Origin of the sequence: uncultured Parasphingopyxis sp. (genome assembly GCF_937129435.1) — a bacterium.
GTDB lineage: Bacteria > Pseudomonadota > Alphaproteobacteria > Sphingomonadales > Sphingomonadaceae > Parasphingopyxis.
Genome location: NZ_CAKZNF010000053.1, coordinates 1 through 18,067, shown reverse-complemented (window position 1 = coordinate 18,067; position 18,067 = coordinate 1). Strand labels below are relative to the sequence as shown.

Below are 18,067 nucleotides of genomic sequence, written 5' to 3'. Positions count from 1 at the left end.
CTAGCAGCGGCGCGCGGGACGCTCAACGTGCTACCGAAGTGATATGCTGCATTGCAATGTAGGATTGCCGTCCGGTAGAAGGAGGCAAGAACGCGATAGCCCGTGGGCGCGCGAAACGGGGAATTTGATCGTGCTGTATGATTTTTACGACATCCAGAAATCCATGCTGGCCGGTGCTGGCAACCTGGCGAGCCTGGGTGCGCAATGGTGGAGCAATCCCGCCAATCCGTTCGGCTATTCGGCGATGGGTCCGATCGTCGCCTCGGCACTGGATGTCTTCGCCCATGCCGCCGCGCCGCGCGGAAAACCGATGTTCGGCATTCATGAGGTCGAGGTCGACGGAAAGACCGTCCCGGTCAAAACGCGCGTCGCCTGCCGCAAGCCGTTCGGACAACTCAAACATTTCACCAAGCCGGGTGTCGAGGGCCAGCCCAAGCTGCTGATCGTCGCGCCCATGTCGGGCCATTTTGCCACGCTGCTGCGCGGTACGGTGGAGCGGATGCTGGAAACGCACGAGGTCTGGATCACCGATTGGCGCGATGCGCGCAACGTGCCGCTGGCCGAAGGGCATTTCGATCTCGACAGCTATGTCGACTATCTGATCGCGTTTCTCGAACATATCGGTCCGGGCGCCCATATGCTCGCCGTGTGCCAGCCTTCGGTGCCCGCCTATGCGACCGCGGCGATCATGTCGGCGAACAAGAACCCGGCGCGGCCGAAGACGCTGACGATGATGGGCGGCCCCGTGGACACGCGCGAGGCGCCGACGTCGGTCAACATGCTGGCGACCGAACGGCCCCATGCCTGGTTCGAGCAGAATGTGATCGCGACCGTCCCGCTCTATTATCCGGGTGCCGGGCGCAAGGTGTATCCCGGCTTCCTGCAGCTCGCCGGCTTCATGTCGATGAACCTCGGCAACCATATGATGAGCCATTGGGAGATGTTCAAACACCTTGTCGACGGCGATGGCGAGAGCGCGACGGCGACCAAGGATTTCTACGACGAGTATCGCTCGGTCGCCGATATGACGGCGGAATTCTACCTGCAGACGATCGATGTAGTGTTCCAGCGCCATGCGCTGCCCAAGGGCGAATACACGCATTATGGCGAAGTCGTCGATCCGTCGGCGATCACCGATATCGGCATGCTCGCGATCGAGGGCGAGCGCGACGATATCTCGGGCCTGGGCCAGACCAAGGCCGCGCTGACGATCTCGACCGGCCTGCCGAAAAAGCTGAAAAAATATCACATGGCTCCGAATGTCGGCCATTACGGCATCTTCAACGGCAGCAAGTGGCGGGACGAGATCGCGCCCGTGGTCGAAGACTGGATCGCGAAGCATAACTAGGCACGGAAAAGGGCGTCAGGTGACTGCCTTGCGTTCGGCATAGCGCGGATCGCGCCAGCTTTCCTTCTCGAGAATATCCGCGAGTATCTCGACCGCCCGCCAGACATCGGCATAGCCGAGATAGAGCGGCGTCAGCCCGAAACGCAGGATATCGGGAGCTCGGAAATCGCCGACAACTCCGCGATCGATCAAGGCTTGCATAATCGGCCAGCCGTCGCTGTGCGTATAGGAAATATGGCTGCCGCGCTTCGCCGGATCGCGCGATGTGACCAGCTCCAGCCCATGGCCGGCGCACCGCGCTTCGATCTGCTCGGCGAACAGTTCGAACAGCGCCGCCGATTTGGCTTCGAGCGCAGGCATGGCGATATCGGCGAATTGCTCCAGCCCGGTTTCCAGCGCCAGCATCGACAGCATCGGCGGCGTGCCGCACAGGAAGCGCGTCATGCCGGGAGCGGGCTCGTAATCGTCGCGAAATTCGAACGGCGCGGCATGGCCCATCCAGCCTGTCAGCGGTGAAAGCACTGCGTCCTGCAGGTCTCGCCGCACATGGAGAAACGCGGGCGCCCCCGGTCCGCCGTTCAGATATTTATAGCCGCAACCGACGGCGAAATCGGCCTCGCAGCCGCCAAGATCGACGGCGATCGCACCGACACTGTGGCTCAAATCCCAGAGCACGAGTGCGCCTGCGTCATGGGCCGCCGCCGTGATCGCCGCCATGTCGTGGCGGTGGCCGGTCTTGTAATGGACATGGGTGAGCATCACGAGCGCCGTGTCGTGGCCGATGGCATCAATGATCGTATCGGCATTCTCGGTTCTGATCCGCCGTCCCGCGAGAATGTCGGCCGCGCCATCGGCCGTATAGAGATCGGTCGGAAAATTGCCGGGTTCGGTCAGGATTTCGGACCGGTCAGGGCGAAGGCGTGTCGCCGCAACAATAAGTTTGAACAGGTTCACCGACACCGAATCGGTTGCGATCACCTCGCCTGTGTTGGCACCGATCAGCGGAGCGATCTTGTCGCCGATCCGCTGCGGCGCGCCGATCCAGTCATTGCTGTTCCAGCTGGCGATCAGGTCCTCGCCCCATTGCCGCGACACGGCATCTTGTTGCGCGGCGATCGTGGCACGGGGCAACGCGCCGAGCGAATTGCCGTCGAGATAGATTGTGCCGTCGGGCAGAACAAAGCGCTCGCGCATGGCGGCGAGCGGATCGGCAGCGTCGAGCGCCTCGGCCTCGGAAAGGGTGGTCATGCCCTGCCATAGCAAAAGGGACGAACGTTCGTCACCAGATCGGGAGTCTCCGTTCAAGGGAGGGAGCCTTGTCGACTTCCGTGCAGCGGCCTAGGCTGGCGGGGCGATAAAACGAAAAGGGGGGAATGCCATGGAACAGACGGGTAGAGGAAAGCTGCTCGGCGCACTTTCGGCGCTGATTTCGGCGGGCGCCGCGTTTTTCTCATTCACGGTGCCACTCGGCATGTGGAATTATTCGGCCGAAGGCGGAAGCCTGCTCATCGGTACCGTCGGCGGTGCGTTGGCGGCCATTCTCGGCTTGATGTCGCGGAAGACCGGCGGCGTTCTGAGCCTGCTCGGCCTGATCCTCGGCATCGCGGCCTTCGCCGTGGGCGCGTATCTGTTGCTCGTTGGCGGGACGCCGGTCGAATTTGGCTGATTTGCGACCGGCTTAGCGCCGGCCGAGCGCTTCCTCGATCAACTCCACCTGTCGCTCCCAGGCGGCGGTACCGGGACTGATCAGTTCGACATGCCCTTCGTCCGGGATCGTCACCAGCGCGATATCGGTGACGTCCCGGGCGAGATTGGCGTTGCGATAGGCCTCGGCATAGTCAGGCGGGGCGATCCGGTCGCGCGCGCCGTTGACGAGGATTTGGTGCGCCGAGGGCGCAGGCATGCGTTGCGGCGAGGTGAGCGTCGGGTTCTCGCCCATCATCAGCCGTGGCGCCTCCGTGCCGCAGGCGTGCCCTTCGCGCCGCGTACCGGCTTCAAGGTCGGGTAAACCGCCCTGGCTGATCACCGTACCGATCGGCAGCCGGACGATGTCGAGCGCGCCATCGCCGGGCAGCGCACTCTGCCGCGCCGCGAGCCACAGGGCGAGGTGACCGCCCGCCGAATGGCCGATGGCTACCGTGTTCGAGATATCGAGATTGTATCGCCCGGCATTCTCGACGAGCGAGGCCGCGGCGGCGAGCACATCCTCATAAGTGCCGGGCCAGCCGCCTCCCTCGCGATCGACGCCGCGATATTCGATGTTCCAGACGGCGATGCCGCGATCGCGCAGGTCTCCGGCGATCCAGTTCATGATGTCCCGCTCGGCGATGTCGGTCTGCCAGCAACCGCCATGGATCATCAGGACGGTCGGGTGCCCCGAAGCGGGAATGCCATCGACGATCGGCAACCAGAGTTCGGAGAATTGCAGATCACCCTCGCCATAGGCGATGCGATGATCGGGCTCAGGCTGCGCGCGCGAGAGCAGGTCGTCCCAGACCATGATGTCACGCGCCGGTTCACCAGCCGAAGCCGGAGAAGGTGGCGCGGCGGACGGATCGTTTTCAGCCATGGTGCAGCCATTGAGGCAAAAGGCGGCAACCGCCGCTGTCAAAGCGTGTTTCATTCGCAAATTTCGGGTCGCTCGGCTGCCACATCGAACCCGTTCACCGTCAGTCCGGTAGCATCACATTCTTGAGGTTCATGAACTCGTGCAGGCCGTGCGAGGAGAGTTCGCGGCCATGGCCCGAGCGCTTGATACCGCCGAACGGGGCATAGGGGTCGGACGCTAGCATCTGGTTCACCGCGGTCATGCCCGCCTCGATATCGCGGATGAAGCGCTGCTTTTCGTCCTCGTCATTGGTCCAAACGCTGGAGCCAAGGCCGAAGGGGATGTTGTTCGCGCATTCGATCGCTTCGTCGAGGCTGCCCACCTTGAACACCATGGCGACGGGACCAAAAAACTCCTCGCGCACGACAGGTGCGTTCTTGGGAATATCGGTCAGGATCGCGGGCGTCATCCAGGCGCCCGGCTTGTCGGGCACGTCGCCGCCATAAAGTTTGTTCGCGCCCGATTTCACCGCCTTGTCGAGCTGCTCGACAATATCGTCGCGCGCGCCCTGGCTCGAAAGCGGGCCCATTTTGGTCGCTTCGTCGGTCGGGTCGCCGATGACGATATTCTTCACGCCGTCGACGAAGATTTCCATGAATTCGTCATAGACATCCTCGTGGACGATCATGCGCTTGCCGCAGATGCAGCTTTGCCCGGCATTCTGGAGACGCGCCCAGACCGCAGTCTCGGCTGCCTTCTTCACATCGGCGCTCGGCATCACCACGAACGGATCGGACCCGCCGAGTTCGAGCACGACCTTTTTCAGGTTGTGGCCCGCAGCTTCGGCGACCTTGATCCCGGCGCCCTCGCTGCCCGTGATCGTCACGGCGACGACGCGATCGTCGGCGATGATCCCGGCGACCTTGCCCGAGCTGATGTGCAGATTCTGGAACAGGCCTTCGGGTCCACCGGCCTCGACGACCATCTCCTCGAGCTTCGCCGCGCATTCGGGCGTCGAGCTGGCGTGCTTCAGCAGGCCGACATTGCCCGCCATGATCGTCGGCGCGAGGAAGCGGACGACCTGCCAGAAGGGGTAGTTCCACGGCATCACGGCGAGCACCGGGCCCTGCGGTAGCCAGTGCGAGACCGAGCGGCCATTGGTCAGCTCGTTCTCTCGCGGTTCCAGCATCGCGGGCCCGTTCTTGGCGTAGAAGCGGAAACCCTTGGCGCATTTTTCGATTTCGGTGCGCGCCTGCGTCACCGGCTTGCCCATCTCGCTCGTGATCACTGCAGCGAGCTCGTCGCGATGTGCGTCATAGACGTCGGCGATCTTGTTCAGCAGGTCCACGCGCGTGCCGAGGTCCGTCAGCCGCCATTCGCGGTACGTTTCCGCGGCTTTGGCGATCTTCGCCTCGATCTCGTCATCGGTCAGTTCGGGAAAGGACTTGCCTTCCTCGCCGGTGGCGGGATTGACCTGTGTCGGCATTGTTACGGCTCCTCGCTCAAAGGTTCGCGCGCACCCGAATCGGGGAGTCTGTGAATCGCCCCCCTGTTTCCTTGACCATAGCTTGTCCCGTCGCCCATAGCGACAGCATGACCGAAGATACTGGCCAGGACATCGCGAATCTGTCGTTCGAAGCGGCCATCGAGCAGCTCGAATCGATCGTCCGGCAGCTCGAAACGGGTGAGGCGCCGCTCGACGAATCGATTGCGCTCTACGAACGCGGCGACAAACTTCGCGCGCATTGCGAGGCGCGGCTGAAATCGGCGCGCGAACGGATCGAAAAGATCAAACTGGACGCCGGCGGCGAGCCGGTCGGCGTGGAACCGCTCGATCCGCAATGAGGCGCGCATGAGCGTCATCCCCTTCGGTCTGAAGCCCCGTCTCGAACGGATGGCGAAGGATATCGATATCCTGTTCGACACCTGGCTCAAGGTGCCGAGCGATTCGCGCGCTCGGCTCTACGAGGCGATGCGTCATGCGGCGATCGGCGGCGGCAAACGATTGCGGCCGATGCTGGTCGTGGCGTCGAGCGAGCTGTTCAACGTCGATCGCGACCGGGCGATGCGCGTCGGTTTCGCGGTCGAATGCATCCATGTCTATTCGCTGATCCATGACGATCTTCCCTGTATGGACGATGACGACCTGAGGCGTGGCAGGCCGACCGTCCACAAGGCGTTCGACGAGGCCACGGCGGTGCTCGCCGGCGATTGTCTGCTGGCGCTGGCGTTCGAGATTTTAGGCGAAGAAGCGACTCATCCCGACGCGTTCGTCCGCGCCGAATTGATGGCGGAACTGGCGCGCGCCAGCGGACCATCGGGCATGGGCGGCGGCCAGATGATGGATCTCGCCGCAGAACACCAGGAGCTCGACCTCCCCGCAGTGACGCGGCTGCAGCATCTCAAGACCGGGGCGCTGTTCGCATTCTGCGTGGAGGCCGGCGCGATCATGGCGCGCGTACCGGCCGAACATCGAACGCACCTGCGCGGCTATGCCCGCGATCTCGGGCTCGCTTTCCAGATCGCCGACGATCTGCTTGATGTCGAAGGCGACGAAGAAGAGGCAGGCAAGCGGCTCGGCAAGGATGCCGAGGCCGGCAAGGCGACCTTTGTCTCGCTGCTCGGCGTCGACCGGGCACGCCAGCAGGCCGACATGCTCGTGCAGCAGGCGATCGACCACCTCCAGAGCTTCGGCAAGGAAGCCGACACGCTGCGCGCCATTGCGCGCTTCACGATCGAAAGGACCCATTAATGGCGAAACGCGTGGGCGTTTATCCCGGCACCTTCGACCCGATCACGCTCGGGCATATGGATATCATCCGGCGCGGGGCGAAGCTGGTCGATGAACTGGTGATCGGCGTGACGACCAATCCGTCGAAATCGCCGATGTTCACCGATGACGAGCGCATGGCGATGGTCGAACGCGAGGTCGCCGAAGTCGACGGCAATATTCGCGTGGTCCAGTTCGATTCGCTGCTGATGGACTTTGCCGAGCGCGAGGGGGCGAGCGTGATCGTCCGCGGCCTCCGTGCCGTCGCCGACTTCGAATATGAGTATCAGATGGCCGGGATGAACCAGCAGCTCAACGACGGCATCGAGACGGTGTTTCTGATGGCGGACGTGTCGCTGCAACCGATCGCTTCGCGACTGGTCAAGGAGATCGCGCTCTATGGCGGCGAGATCCACAAATTCGTCACGCCTGCCGTGGCCAAGGAGGTCGCCGCCCGCGTCGACAACATCGGCCGGAAGGGAAGCTGACCGGTCCTGCCGACAGGACACCGTTCATCGCGCTTTCAGCCCCGGCATGATTGGGCTAAGGAGGCGCGCAAGATCAGGGCGCCCGTTGCGCCCGCTGTCATTTTCCGAGTGTATCAAGAGGCCATTATGCGTTTGAAGCTTTGGGGTTTTCTGTTTGCCGTGCTGCTTGCCGGCTGTTCGAGTTCGGACACCGCGCCCGAGGCGTTGGCCGATGCGGCCAATGAAGGGCCGGTGGTGGCCGGTGCCACGGCGGCGACGCCGGAGGCCGATCCGGAAAACACCCTGCTGCTCGACCTGTCGACCGGCGGCCGGGTGGCGATCCGGCTGCGGCCCGATGTCGCGCCCAATCATGTCGAGCGGATCAAGACGCTGGCGCGCCAGGGCTTCTACAACGGCATCATCTTCCACCGCGTCATCGACGGCTTCATGGCGCAGACCGGCGATCCGACGGGAACGGGCGAAGGCGGATCGAACCTTCCGGACCTTTCCGCCGAATTCAGCCGTTTGCCGCATGTTCGCGGCGCGGTGTCGATGGCGCGCGCCAACGAACCCGACAGCGCCAACAGCCAGTTTTTCATCACCTTCATGCCCTCGCTTCGGCTCGACGAGAACTATACCGTTTTCGGCCGGGTGATCAGCGGGATGCAGTTCGTCGATGCGATCCCGCGCGGCGAGCCGCCGGCACGGCCCGCCCGCATCATTCGCGCCTCCGTCGCTGCCGACAATGTCCCGCCGCCGACGGCCGCCGAACTGAACGCCGTGACCACGGGCGCCGCCGATCCCGCTTCTGCGATCGATGCGGCGCTCGCCGAACAGGGGATGCCGGAGGACGAGGGCGAGTGACACGGCAACCTTCTCCCTTGATGGGAGAAGGATACGGAGCCTTGTGAGCGTAGCGAACTAGGCGGAGTTGGATGAGGGTGAGCGGGCCTTTAAAAGGCGCGACGCCCTCACCCAACTCGTTCTAAACTCGCTCCGCTCGTTAAGAACTCGATATCCCTCTCCCGATGGGAGAGGGTTTAGGACCACTCCCATGCGCGTCGACCTGTTCGATTTCGATCTGCCGAACGACCGGATCGCCCTGCGCCCGGCCGAGCCGAAGGACAGCGCGAGGATGCTCGTCCTCGACGGCGATCGGACCGAAGATCACTATGTGCGCAACCTGGCCCAATGCCTGGAGCCGGGCGATGTCCTCGTCTTCAACGACACCCGCGTTATCCCGGCGCAGCTCGAAGGACGGCGCGGCAATGCGCGGATCGGCGCGACGCTGCACAAGCGCGAGGGGATGCGGAGCTGGCACGCCTTTGTCCGCAATGCCAAGCGGGTGCGCGAGGGCGACAAGATCGATTTCGCGGGCGGCGTGACGGCGCTTGCCGGGCCGCGCGGCGACGACGGGTCGCTGCTGTTGACCTTCGAAGGCAATGAGCCTCCCGAAATCCTGATCGAACGCGCGGGGCGAATGCCGCTGCCGCCCTATATCGCCAGCAAGCGCGACGTCGATGCGCAGGACAGCCGCGACTATCAGACGATGTTCGCGAAGGAGAAAGGTGCCGTCGCCGCGCCGACCGCGGCTCTCCATTTCACGCCCGAGCTGATGGAAGCGCTGGCCGTGCACGGAATCGAGCATGTGACGCTGACGCTGCATGTCGGCGCGGGGACGTTTCTGCCGGTGAAGGCGGACAATGTCGGCGATCACAAGATGCATGCCGAATGGGGACGTATCGATCCCGCGACGGCGGGCCGGCTCAACGCGACCAGGGCGGACGGCAACCGGATCATCGCGGTGGGTACGACGAGCCTGCGTCTGATCGAAAGCGCTGCCGACGAAAGCGGCCATATCGCGCCGTTCGAGGGTGACACCGACATCTTCATCACCCCCGGCTACCAGTTCCGCGCGATCGACGGGCTGATGACCAATTTCCACCTTCCGCGCTCGACGCTGTTTATGTTGGTGAGCGCATTGATGGGGCGAGATCGGATGCTGGCGGCGTATCGACATGCTATCGACAGCGGCTACCGCTTCTACAGCTATGGCGATGCGAGCCTGTTGCTGCCGTAAAGGCGCGTTTTACGCCATTCATTCGTAATTTTCTGTCGTTCGTCGAATTGATTGTTCTTGGATGGCGTATTCATCTTTCAGAAAGCGGCGAGGAGGCAATCGCGCGCGACCGGCATCGGGCCGGGGTTATTGAGAAAGACATGACAATGAAAACTCTATGGTTCGGGAGCACTATCCTTGCGGCGGCGGCGATGGCCGCTCCGGCAGCCGCTCAGACGCAGGCTGATTTCTATGTTGGCGCGCAAGCCGGCTATCACGACCTTGGCGACAATCCTTTCGGCGACGATGACGGAGCCATTTTCGGCACCTATGTCGGCGTCGATGTCCCGGTCGGCGAGACGGTCATCCTCGGCGTCGAGGGCAATTACAACCTCGGCACGGGTGCGATCGACAGCGAATACGGTATCGCTGGCAAGCTCGGCGTGCGCGTCGGACAAGGCGCGCAGATATTCGCCCGCGGTGGTTATCAGGAAGTCAATTTTGACTTGAACAACCTCGTCGGCGGACCGGTCCCGGGCGGTGTCGACGATACCGAAGGCGACTATCTCGTCGGCGCGGGTGCCCAGTTCATGGTTTCGCCCAACGTTTCGCTTCGCGCCGTGCTCGACACGATCGCGTTCGACAGCGTTCGCGCGACCGCAGGCCTAGCCCTGCACTTCTAGTTGGGGAAGGGGCCGGGCGACCGGCCCCTTTGCCACCTCGCGTCTCGGCATTCTGGTGCGCGCCGACAGCAGGCGTGCATTCGGGGGCTTCGGCGGTTAAGCCAGCCGCGATGACCGAACGCTTCGCATTTTCCATCGCCGCGACCGACGGTGCGGCCCGCACCGGGACGATCCGGATGCGGCGCGGCGAGATACGCACGCCCGCCTTCATGCCCGTCGGCACCGCGGCGACGGTCAAGGCGATGAAGCCTGTCGACGTGCGCGGGGCCGGCGCAGATATCATCCTCGGTAACACCTATCACCTCATGCTCCGCCCTGGCGCCGAGCGCGTGGCCAAGCTGGGCGGGCTGCACGATTTCATGGGCTGGGAGCGGCCGATTCTGACCGATAGCGGCGGATATCAGGTGATGAGCCTGTCCTCGCGTACCAAGGTGAGCGAGGACGGCGTCGAATTCGCCAGTCACATCGACGGGTCGCGTCACATGCTGAGCCCGGAACGATCGATGGAAATCCAGACGCTACTCGGCTCCGATATCGTCATGGCGTTCGATCAACTGGTGAAGACGACCGATACGGAAAAGAAGCAGTCGGAGGCGATGGAGCGCTCTATGCGCTGGGCGAAACGCTCGCGCGCGGCGTTCGATGCACTCGGCAATGGGGGCGCGCTGTTTGGTATCCAGCAGGGCGGGCTCGACGAAGGGCTGCGCAAGCAATCGGCCGACGCGCTGCTCGATATCGGGTTCGACGGCTATGCGATCGGTGGGCTGGCAGTGGGCGAGGGGCAGGAGGCGATGTTCGGCTGTCTCGATTTCGCGCCCGGCCAGTTTCCGCAAGACCGCCCGCGCTATCTGATGGGTGTCGGCAAGCCCGACGACCTGGTCGGCGCGGTCGCGCGCGGGGTCGATATGTTCGATTGCGTGCTGCCGACGCGGAGCGGGCGGACGGGCCAGGCCTTCGCCCATGACGGCCCGATCAACATCAAGAATGCGCGCTTTGCCGAGGATACCGGGCCGCTCGATCCGGACTGCTCATGTCCTGTCTGCAAGGGGTGGAGCCGCGCCTATCTGCATCACCTCGTCAAATCGGGTGAAATCTTGGGCGCGATGCTGATGACCGAACACAATATCTGGTTCTACCAGTCGTTGGTGGCGGGAATGCGCGCGGCGATCGCGGAATCGCGATTCGGGGCCTTCGCCGCCGATTTCACCAACCGATACCGGCAAAAGGATTGACCCGATGGCCCTGATCGAAACCGAACGTTGCGGCGAATATGCCGTGCTGACGCTGAACCGGCCCGAGGCGATGAACGCGCTTTCAGCGGCGCTGCGCAAGGAGCTTGCCGAAACGGTGCTGGCGATGGAGGCCGATCCGGATATCCGCGTGCTGATCCTGACCGGCACGGGTGAGGGGGCGTTTACCGCAGGTCTCGACCTGAAGGAGCTCGGTTCGGGCGCGGCATCGGTCGGCGATGCCGTCGATGTCGAGGACCCGGTGACGGCGTTGGGGCGGTTTTCGGGGCCGGTGATCGGCGCGATCAACGGCGTTGCGATCACTGGCGGGTTCGAACTCGCGCTCGCCTGCGACGTGCTGATCGCGAGCGAGAATGCGCGCTTTGCCGACACCCATGCCCGCGTCGGCATCATGCCGGGCTGGGGGCTCAGCCAGAAGCTGTCGCGGATGATCGGAATTTCACGCGCCAAGGAACTGTCGCTGACGGGCAATTTCCTGTCCGCCGAAAAGGCCGAGCGATGGGGCCTCGTCAACCGCGTCGTGCCGGCGGGCGAGCTGCTGGCCGCCGCGCGTTCGCTGGCCGAGGATATGCTCTCGGTCGAGCCGGACATGCTCAAGACCTATCTGTCGCTGATTGACGACGGCTATGCGGCAAGCTTCGGCGAGGGGTTGGCGCTCGAGCAGGAGCGCGCTTCCGGCAACAGCGCGGTCAGCGCCGAGGAGATCGAAGCGCGGCGGATGGCGGTGCAGGAGCGGGGCAGGGGGCAGGCGGGGTAGGGTTGCCAAAAAGACCCGCTTGGGCTGAGCTTGTCAAAGCCCTGCTTCTTCTTCGAGCGAATCGCCGAAAGAACGCAGCCCTTCGACAGGCTCAGGGCAATCGGGAGAAAGGCTACTCCGCCGCGATCGCCGTTTCGTCCTCGTTCGCGGGCGCTGCGGCGGCGCCGCTGGCCTTCTCGAAATGCATCGCATCGTCGGTGATCGGCGCCTTGCGGAGCTCCTTCACGTCCTTGGGATAGTTCTGCAGGTTGCGCCACACGCCCTTGTCGCCCTGCCAGGGGAGCTTGTCCTCGGCACGCTTGAAATAGCCGCTCGAAAAATCGACCCAGGGCAGGCGCTCGATCTGCTCGTCGGCAGGCAGGCGCGGCACAGCGTAGTCGGTGCCGGTCTTGCCCATGTGATTGAGCAGCCGCGCGACATATTCGCAGGTCAAATCGGCGCGCAGCGTCCAGCTGGCATTGGTATAACCGAAGCTGATCGCGAAGTTCGGCACGCCGTCGAACATCATCGCCTTGTAGGTGACCTTGTCTCCGAAATTGATCGCTTCGCCGTCGACTTTGACATCGAGCCCGCCCGCCATTTGCAGGTCGAGGCCGGTCGCGGTGACGACGATATCGGCGGCGATCTCGCGGCCCGATTTCAGCTTCACGCCGCCTTCGGTGAAGGTTTCGATATGGTCGGTGACGATCTCCGACTTGCCCTCGTTGATGACGCGGAAGAAGTCGCTGTCGGGGACGAGGCAAAGCCGTTGTTCCCAGGGATTATAGGGCGGCGCGAAATGGGTATCGTAGTCGAAATCGGGGCCCAGTTCGGCTTCAAGGGCCTTGCGCAGATGCTCCTTCACGTCTTCGGGCTTGGTCCGCGCGCGGCGGAAGATGAACTGCTGCATCAGCACGTTGCGCCAGCGGATCAGCTTGTAGGCGAGCTTGCTCGGCAGCACCTTGCGCAGCCCATTCGCCACTTTGTCGCTTGAGGGACGCGAAACCATATAGGTCGGTGTCCGCTGCAGCATCGTGACATGCGCGGGCGGATTTGCGCCGTCGACCATCGCGGGGACGAGCGTCACCGCCGTCGCACCCGAACCGATGACGAGGACCTGCTTGTCCTTGTAATCGAGATCCTGCGGCCAGTGCTGCGGATGCACCCATGTGCCGCCGAAATTCTCCATGCCCGGCCATTCGGGCGTGTAGCCGGCCTCGTAATTGTAATAGCCCGAGCACATGAAGAGGAAATTGCAGGCGAAGGTGACGGGCTCCGCCTTCTCGCCAATTTCGGCATGGACGGTCCATGTCGCGGTCGCGCTGTCCCATTCGGCGGATTTCACGTGATGGCCGAAGCGGATCTTGTCGCGGATGCCGTACTGGTCCGCCGTCTCGTTCAGATAGTTGAGGATCGACGGGCCGTCCGCGATCGCCTTCTGCTCGGTCCAGGGTTTGAACGCGAAGCCTAGCGTGAACATGTCAGAATCGGAGCGGATACCCGGATAGCGGAACAGGTCCCAGGTGCCGCCGATATTTTCCCGGCCCTCCAGGATCGCGTAGCTCTTGTCCGGGCAATCGCGCTGCAGATAATAGCCCGCGCCGATGCCGGATATGCCGGCGCCGACAACGATGACGTCGAAATGCTGGACGGGGTTGTCGCGTGCCATGGGCCGCTCCTCTCTCAATCCGTTGCGATATACAACGGGTTGACGTTTACGGCAAGGCGATCAGCGGCAGGAGACGGAGCGGGGCGGGATGTTGGCGAGGAGCGCGGCGCCGTCGGCGCGGTCTTCGTCGGGTAGCAGAGTGATTTCGAACAGTTCCGGCCAATATTTTCCGGTGACGAACAGGCGGCCCGTTTCCGGATCGTGGGCGATGCCGTTGAGCACATCCTCAAACCCGCGCGCGCCGGCCACGCGGCCCAGTCCCGTCATGTCGATGACGCCGACGACATCGCCGCTTTCCGGATCGATCCGCACGATCAACTCCTGCTGCCAAATGTTCGCGTAAACCTCGCCATCGATGAATTCGAGTTCGTTGAGATTGGCGACCGGGCGGTTGTCGGCGGTCACGGTGATCCGCCGCGTTTCGGAAAAGCTGTCGGGGTCGATGAACCGGAGTTCGGCCGTCCCGTCGCTGAGGATCAGTTGCTCGCCATCGTCGGTCAACCCCCAACCCTGGCCGGGATAGCGGAAGCTGCCGACGGGTTCGAGGTCGTCGAGCCGCCAGACCTGCCCCATGCCTGCGCACCAGCTCAGACTGTAGAGCCGGTCGCCGAGGATCGTGCTGCCTTCGCCGAACAGGCGCGGGTCGAGATCGGTTTCATCCTGCACGGTGCCGTCCGAGAGCCGCACGCGTCGGACATCGGATTGGCCGTACTGGCCGGTGCTCTCGTAAAATTCGCCGTTATGGAAGCTCAGGCCCTGTGTGAAGGCGGAGGGATCATGCGGATAGCGGTTCGCGATTTCGTAGCGCTGGACCGGGATCTGCGCGTTGCCGTCCGCGCACGCCGCCAGCGCGAGCACCGCCAATGCTAGGGTCATGCAGATGCGGCGATGGATGGTTTGCAGCGCCGGGGAACCGCCCAAATCCACCATATTGTCAGACTAGCCGCCCAGCTTCACGTCGAGAAAGCTTGGCATCGGGCCGTTCCAGTCATCATCGCCCGCCCCATCGTCGCCGTCATCCTTCGGCTTCGGTTTGCGCGCGGTTGATTGCTTTTTCGGTGCCGCCTCTTTTTTCGGGGCGGCGGGTGCGGCGTTGTCCTCCGCCTGATCGTTCGAAGGCGATTTGCGCGATGAACGGCGCGAGCGGCTTTTCTTTGGTGCCGGCTCTTCCGCGGAATCGCTCTCGGCTTCGGGTTTGCCCTGGCTCTCGGCAGGGGCAGGGGCAGGGGCAGGGGCAGGGGCCCCGCCGCCGGTACCGATCTTCTGCCCGGTCAGCTTTTCGATATTTTCGACCGCCTCGTCATCGGCGCTGGTCGCGATGGTGATAGCGATGCCCTTGGCACCCGCGCGTCCCGTCCGCCCGATACGGTGGACATAATCGTCCGGATGCCACGGCACGTCATAGTTGAAGACATGGCTCACGCCTTTGACGTCGAGGCCGCGCGCGGCGACATCGGACGCGACGAGAATATTGATCTCGCCATCCTTGAACCGCTGCAGCTCGGCCATGCGGGAGCGCTGGTCCATATCGCCCTGGATCTGTCCGGCGCGAAATCCATCGCGCTTGAGCGCCTGTTCGAGGTCGCGAACCGTCGTCTTGCGATTGGAAAAGACGATCGCCGTTTCGACATCTTCCTCGCGCAGCAGCTTGATCAGCGTCGTCTTCTTCTCACGCGGCCCGGTTCTGACGAGCCGCTGCTCGATATTGGTCGCCGCCGTCGCGGGCCGGGCAACCTCGATATGTTTGGGGTTGCTGAGGAATTTCTCGGTCAGCTTCTTGATCGGCGGCGGCATGGTTGCCGAAAAGAGCAGCGTCTGGCGGTTGGTCGGCAGTTTCTGGCAGATTTTCTCGATATCGGGGATGAAGCCCATGTCGAGCATCCGGTCGGCCTCGTCGATGACGAGCAGGGTACAGCCCGAAAGCAGGATCTTGCCGCGATCGAACAGGTCCATCAGCCGGCCCGGCGTCGCGATCAGCACATCGACGCCCTTTTCGAGCGCCTTGACCTGATCGCCCATCTGAACGCCGCCGATGAGCAGCGCCATTTCGAGCTTTTGATATTTCCCGTATTTCTCGAAATTCTCGGCGACCTGCGCGGCGAGTTCGCGCGTCGGGGCGAGGATCAGCGAGCGCGGCATCCGCGCGCGGCGGCGGCCGGCGCTCAATATGTCGATCATCGGCAGCACGAAGCTCGCCGTCTTGCCGGTGCCGGTCTGGGCGATGCCGACAAGGTCCTTCATCATCAGGACGGGAGGGATCGCCTCGGCCTGGATCGGAGTCGGCTCGGTATAGCCCGCGTCGTTGACGGCACGCAGCAATTCTTCGGAAAGGCCGAGATCGGCAAAGGTCATAGGAATTCCGGCTAGGGATTACATCTCGTCGCGGCGCAATCGAACGCACGCGCGTTGCCGCGTGCGATTGGCGCTTCACCGCCGAAAAGTCAAGAAATCAAAGGGTCAGCGCGCGCGCTGCGCCTGCAGCGTGCGAAAGTCCGAAATCGCGCACTGCCCCCCGGCGCGCGACTGGACGAGATCGCGGTCGACGCAAACGCGGCCATCGTCTCCCGGCACCAGGTAGAAGGACGAATAATAGCCGAGATTGACGCAATCATTGTCGAGCCTTGCGCGCACCACCCGGCGGTCGCGCATCAGGAAATCGATGATCCCGGGGCGGGTGAACCGCGCCTGTGCGATCTGTTGCGCCGGCTGACAACTCGCCGCTTCGGTTTCGCGCCAGACGAGCGCCGGCTGCGCGCGTGAGCGCGGTTGGCGCAATGGGCGCCGGAGCGGGATGCGAATGATGATCCGTTGCTCGACGACCTGAATGGCGAACTGCAACGGCGGCAGGTCCGCAGGCGCTGCCGCGGCGGAGAACAGGAAAAAGGAAAGGCCGAAATCGTTCACTATTCGCAATATGCTCCGTGAATGCGGCCCTGTCGTTTCGGGTTTGAACCTTAGCTGAATTGGCCCGCTTCGCCATAGCCTGTATGGCGTTGCCGTGACCGATCACGATCTCCTCGACCGCCTGGGCGAAGCACTGGGACCGAAAGGTCTGGTCAGCGAAGCGGCGGATATGGCGCCGTGGCTGACCGACTGGCGCGAGCGGGTGACAGGCGGGGCGATCGCGATGGCATTGCCGGCTTCGGTGGAAGAGGTTCAGCAGGTCGTTCGGATCGCGGCGGAATCGGGCACGCCGATCATACCGCAGGGGGGCAATACGGGGATGGTCGCGGGCGGCGTGCCGCGCCCCGCGGATCGCGCGATCGTCCTGTCACTCCGGCCCATGAATGCCATCCGATCGATCGATCCGGCCGACAGCAGCATGGTCACAGAGGCCGGCGTCATCCTGAGCGAAGTGCACCGCGCGGCAGAGGAGGCGGATCGCCGCTTTCCCTTCTCGCTCGCGTCCAAGGACAGCGCGACCATTGGCGGTCTCGTCTCGACCAATGCCGGCGGGACGCAGGTGCTGCGCTACGGTCCGATGCGCAGCTTGGTGCTGGGTATCGAAGCGGTGATGCCGGACGGATCGCTGTTCGAGGGGCTGTCGAGCCTCAGAAAGGACAATCGCGGCTACGATCTGAAACAGCTGCTGATCGGCGCGGAAGGTACGTTGGGAATCGTCACCGCAGCGAGCCTCAAGCTGTTCCCCGCAGCGCCGAATCGCGTGACGGCCTGGGCGGGGTTTGCGAAAGCTAGTGACAGCCTCTCGTTGCTCCGGCGGCTCGAGGCCGATCTTGGACCGGTCATCGAGGGGTTCGAGCTGGTCCCGGCGGCATCGCTTGCGCTCGTGCTCGATCATATCCCCGATACCCGCGCGCCCTTGACCGAAGCCCATGCCTGGAACGCGTTGATCGAGTGCCGGGACGGGGGCGATGCGAGAGCGCTGCGCGGCGCGGTCGAGCAGGCGCTGGCGGGTGCGATCGAAGCGAGGCTCGCCGCCGACGCCACAATCGCCGCGAGCGAAGCGCAGGCCGAAGCGCTGTGGAAGCTGCGCGAAGCGATTTCCGAGGCCGAGCGGCACGACGGCGTTGCAGCAAAGCACGACATCTCGGTTCCCGTGTCCGCCATGCCCGGCTTCATCGAGAGCGCGACGGCGAAGGTCGAAGCGAAATTCTCCGGAACGCGAGTCAACGCCTTCGGCCATCTCGGCGACGGCAATGTGCACTTCAATGTCCGTGCGCCGGCCGATGCCAACGGCGATGCGTGGCTCGCAGGCGAAGGAGAAGCGGTCAGCGCTTTCGTCCATGATCTGGTGGCGGCCGAAGGCGGTTCCCTCTCCGCCGAACACGGGATCGGCCAGCTCAAGCTCGCCGAATATGCGCGGCTCACAGGATCGGTGCGGCTCGATGCTCAGCGGGCGATCAAACAGGCGCTGGACCCGCTCGGGATCATGAACCCCGGCAAGCTTGTCCCGCTTGCGAATCCGCCCGCAACGCCCTAGACGGGCTCGCATTCGGGCCGCCTGAAACCTTCACGGCCCGGCAACCAGATGATTTGACGGAGATTTCGATGGCCAGCGCGGCACCCGCCCAGCAGC

General features: G+C 63.8%; 18 protein-coding genes. 11 read left to right on the top strand and 7 right to left on the bottom strand.

The genetic code is table 11. The annotated features are described in order from the left end of the window. The first annotated feature begins 130 nt into the window (after positions 1 to 130). Positions 131 to 1,348: a polyhydroxyalkanoate depolymerase gene (locus Q0139_RS09420; protein ID WP_298020726.1), complete on the top strand. Its 1,218-nt coding sequence runs from the start codon at positions 131 to 133 to the stop codon at positions 1,346 to 1,348. A 15-nt stretch (positions 1,349 to 1,363) separates the two neighbouring features. Here Q0139_RS09420 and kynU read toward each other — a convergent pair whose 3' ends face one another. Next, the gene (gene kynU, locus Q0139_RS09415) at positions 1,364 to 2,596 is read right to left on the bottom strand and encodes a kynureninase (RefSeq protein ID WP_298020659.1); all 1,233 of its coding nucleotides are present in this window, start codon (positions 2,594 to 2,596) and stop codon (positions 1,364 to 1,366) included. 130 nt (positions 2,597 to 2,726) lie between these two features. Between kynU and Q0139_RS09410 the strand changes: the two genes are divergently transcribed. Then, positions 2,727 to 3,014 (top strand): hypothetical protein, encoded by a 288-nt coding sequence (locus tag Q0139_RS09410; protein WP_298020656.1) that lies wholly within the window; start codon positions 2,727 to 2,729, stop codon positions 3,012 to 3,014. A 12-nt stretch (positions 3,015 to 3,026) separates the two neighbouring features. Here Q0139_RS09410 and Q0139_RS09405 read toward each other — a convergent pair whose 3' ends face one another. Next, a complete protein-coding gene (locus tag Q0139_RS09405) occupies positions 3,027 to 3,917 on the bottom strand; it encodes a S9 family peptidase (protein WP_298020653.1) in 891 nt (296 codons plus the stop codon). A gap of 100 nt (positions 3,918 to 4,017) precedes the next feature. Next, a complete protein-coding gene (locus tag Q0139_RS09400) occupies positions 4,018 to 5,382 on the bottom strand; it encodes an NAD-dependent succinate-semialdehyde dehydrogenase (protein WP_298020649.1) in 1,365 nt (454 codons plus the stop codon). Between the two features lie 107 nt (positions 5,383 to 5,489). On the opposite strand from Q0139_RS09400, the gene Q0139_RS09395 reads away from it, so the two are divergent. From Q0139_RS09395 to Q0139_RS09360, 8 genes are all read left to right on the top strand, one after another. Beyond that, on the top strand, positions 5,490 to 5,741 hold the full coding sequence (locus Q0139_RS09395; protein WP_298020646.1) for an exodeoxyribonuclease VII small subunit: 252 nt from the start codon (positions 5,490 to 5,492) through the stop codon (positions 5,739 to 5,741). Between the two features lie 7 nt (positions 5,742 to 5,748). Next, on the top strand, positions 5,749 to 6,648 hold the full coding sequence (locus Q0139_RS09390; RefSeq protein WP_298020643.1) for a polyprenyl synthetase family protein: 900 nt from the start codon (positions 5,749 to 5,751) through the stop codon (positions 6,646 to 6,648). Beyond that, positions 6,648 to 7,154, top strand: a complete 507-nt coding sequence (gene coaD / locus Q0139_RS09385; protein ID WP_298020640.1) for a pantetheine-phosphate adenylyltransferase — start codon at positions 6,648 to 6,650, stop codon at positions 7,152 to 7,154. The genes Q0139_RS09390 and coaD overlap by 1 nt, the downstream gene beginning before the upstream one ends. Before the next feature lie 126 nt (positions 7,155 to 7,280). Continuing rightward, positions 7,281 to 7,997, top strand: a complete 717-nt coding sequence (locus tag Q0139_RS09380) for a peptidylprolyl isomerase (protein WP_298020637.1) — start codon at positions 7,281 to 7,283, stop codon at positions 7,995 to 7,997. 190 nt (positions 7,998 to 8,187) lie between these two features. Next, the gene (queA, locus tag Q0139_RS09375; RefSeq protein ID WP_298020634.1) at positions 8,188 to 9,213 is read left to right on the top strand and encodes a tRNA preQ1(34) S-adenosylmethionine ribosyltransferase-isomerase QueA; all 1,026 of its coding nucleotides are present in this window, start codon (positions 8,188 to 8,190) and stop codon (positions 9,211 to 9,213) included. Positions 9,214 to 9,353: 140 nt separating this feature from the next. After that, positions 9,354 to 9,875, top strand: coding sequence for an outer membrane beta-barrel protein (locus Q0139_RS09370; RefSeq protein ID WP_298020631.1), 522 nt, complete (start codon positions 9,354 to 9,356; stop codon positions 9,873 to 9,875). A gap of 110 nt (positions 9,876 to 9,985) precedes the next feature. Then, positions 9,986 to 11,107 carry a tRNA guanosine(34) transglycosylase Tgt gene (tgt, locus tag Q0139_RS09365; RefSeq protein WP_298020628.1) on the top strand — a complete coding sequence of 374 codons (1,122 nt, stop codon included), beginning with the start codon at positions 9,986 to 9,988 and terminating at the stop codon, positions 11,105 to 11,107. A gap of 4 nt (positions 11,108 to 11,111) precedes the next feature. Further along, positions 11,112 to 11,882 carry an enoyl-CoA hydratase gene (locus tag Q0139_RS09360; protein WP_298020625.1) on the top strand — a complete coding sequence of 257 codons (771 nt, stop codon included), beginning with the start codon at positions 11,112 to 11,114 and terminating at the stop codon, positions 11,880 to 11,882. Between the two features lie 112 nt (positions 11,883 to 11,994). Here Q0139_RS09360 and Q0139_RS09355 read toward each other — a convergent pair whose 3' ends face one another. The 4 genes from Q0139_RS09355 to Q0139_RS09340 form a co-directional block, all read right to left on the bottom strand. After that, positions 11,995 to 13,530: an NAD(P)/FAD-dependent oxidoreductase gene (locus tag Q0139_RS09355; RefSeq protein WP_298020621.1), complete on the bottom strand. Its 1,536-nt coding sequence runs from the start codon at positions 13,528 to 13,530 to the stop codon at positions 11,995 to 11,997. A gap of 60 nt (positions 13,531 to 13,590) precedes the next feature. Further along, entirely contained in the window at positions 13,591 to 14,406 is an 816-nt protein-coding gene (locus Q0139_RS09350; protein ID WP_298020618.1) for a glutaminyl-peptide cyclotransferase, read from the bottom strand. A gap of 63 nt (positions 14,407 to 14,469) precedes the next feature. Beyond that, positions 14,470 to 15,882, bottom strand: coding sequence for a DEAD/DEAH box helicase (locus tag Q0139_RS09345; RefSeq protein WP_298020615.1), 1,413 nt, complete (start codon positions 15,880 to 15,882; stop codon positions 14,470 to 14,472). A gap of 105 nt (positions 15,883 to 15,987) precedes the next feature. Further along, complete coding sequence (locus Q0139_RS09340) at positions 15,988 to 16,434, bottom strand: hypothetical protein (RefSeq protein WP_298020611.1); 447 nt, start codon at positions 16,432 to 16,434, stop codon at positions 15,988 to 15,990. A gap of 94 nt (positions 16,435 to 16,528) precedes the next feature. Here Q0139_RS09340 and Q0139_RS09335 point away from each other — a divergent pair, with 94 nt between their 5' ends. After that, positions 16,529 to 17,971, top strand: a complete 1,443-nt coding sequence (locus Q0139_RS09335) for an FAD-binding oxidoreductase (RefSeq protein WP_298020608.1) — start codon at positions 16,529 to 16,531, stop codon at positions 17,969 to 17,971. Positions 17,972 to 18,067 lie beyond the last annotated feature (96 nt).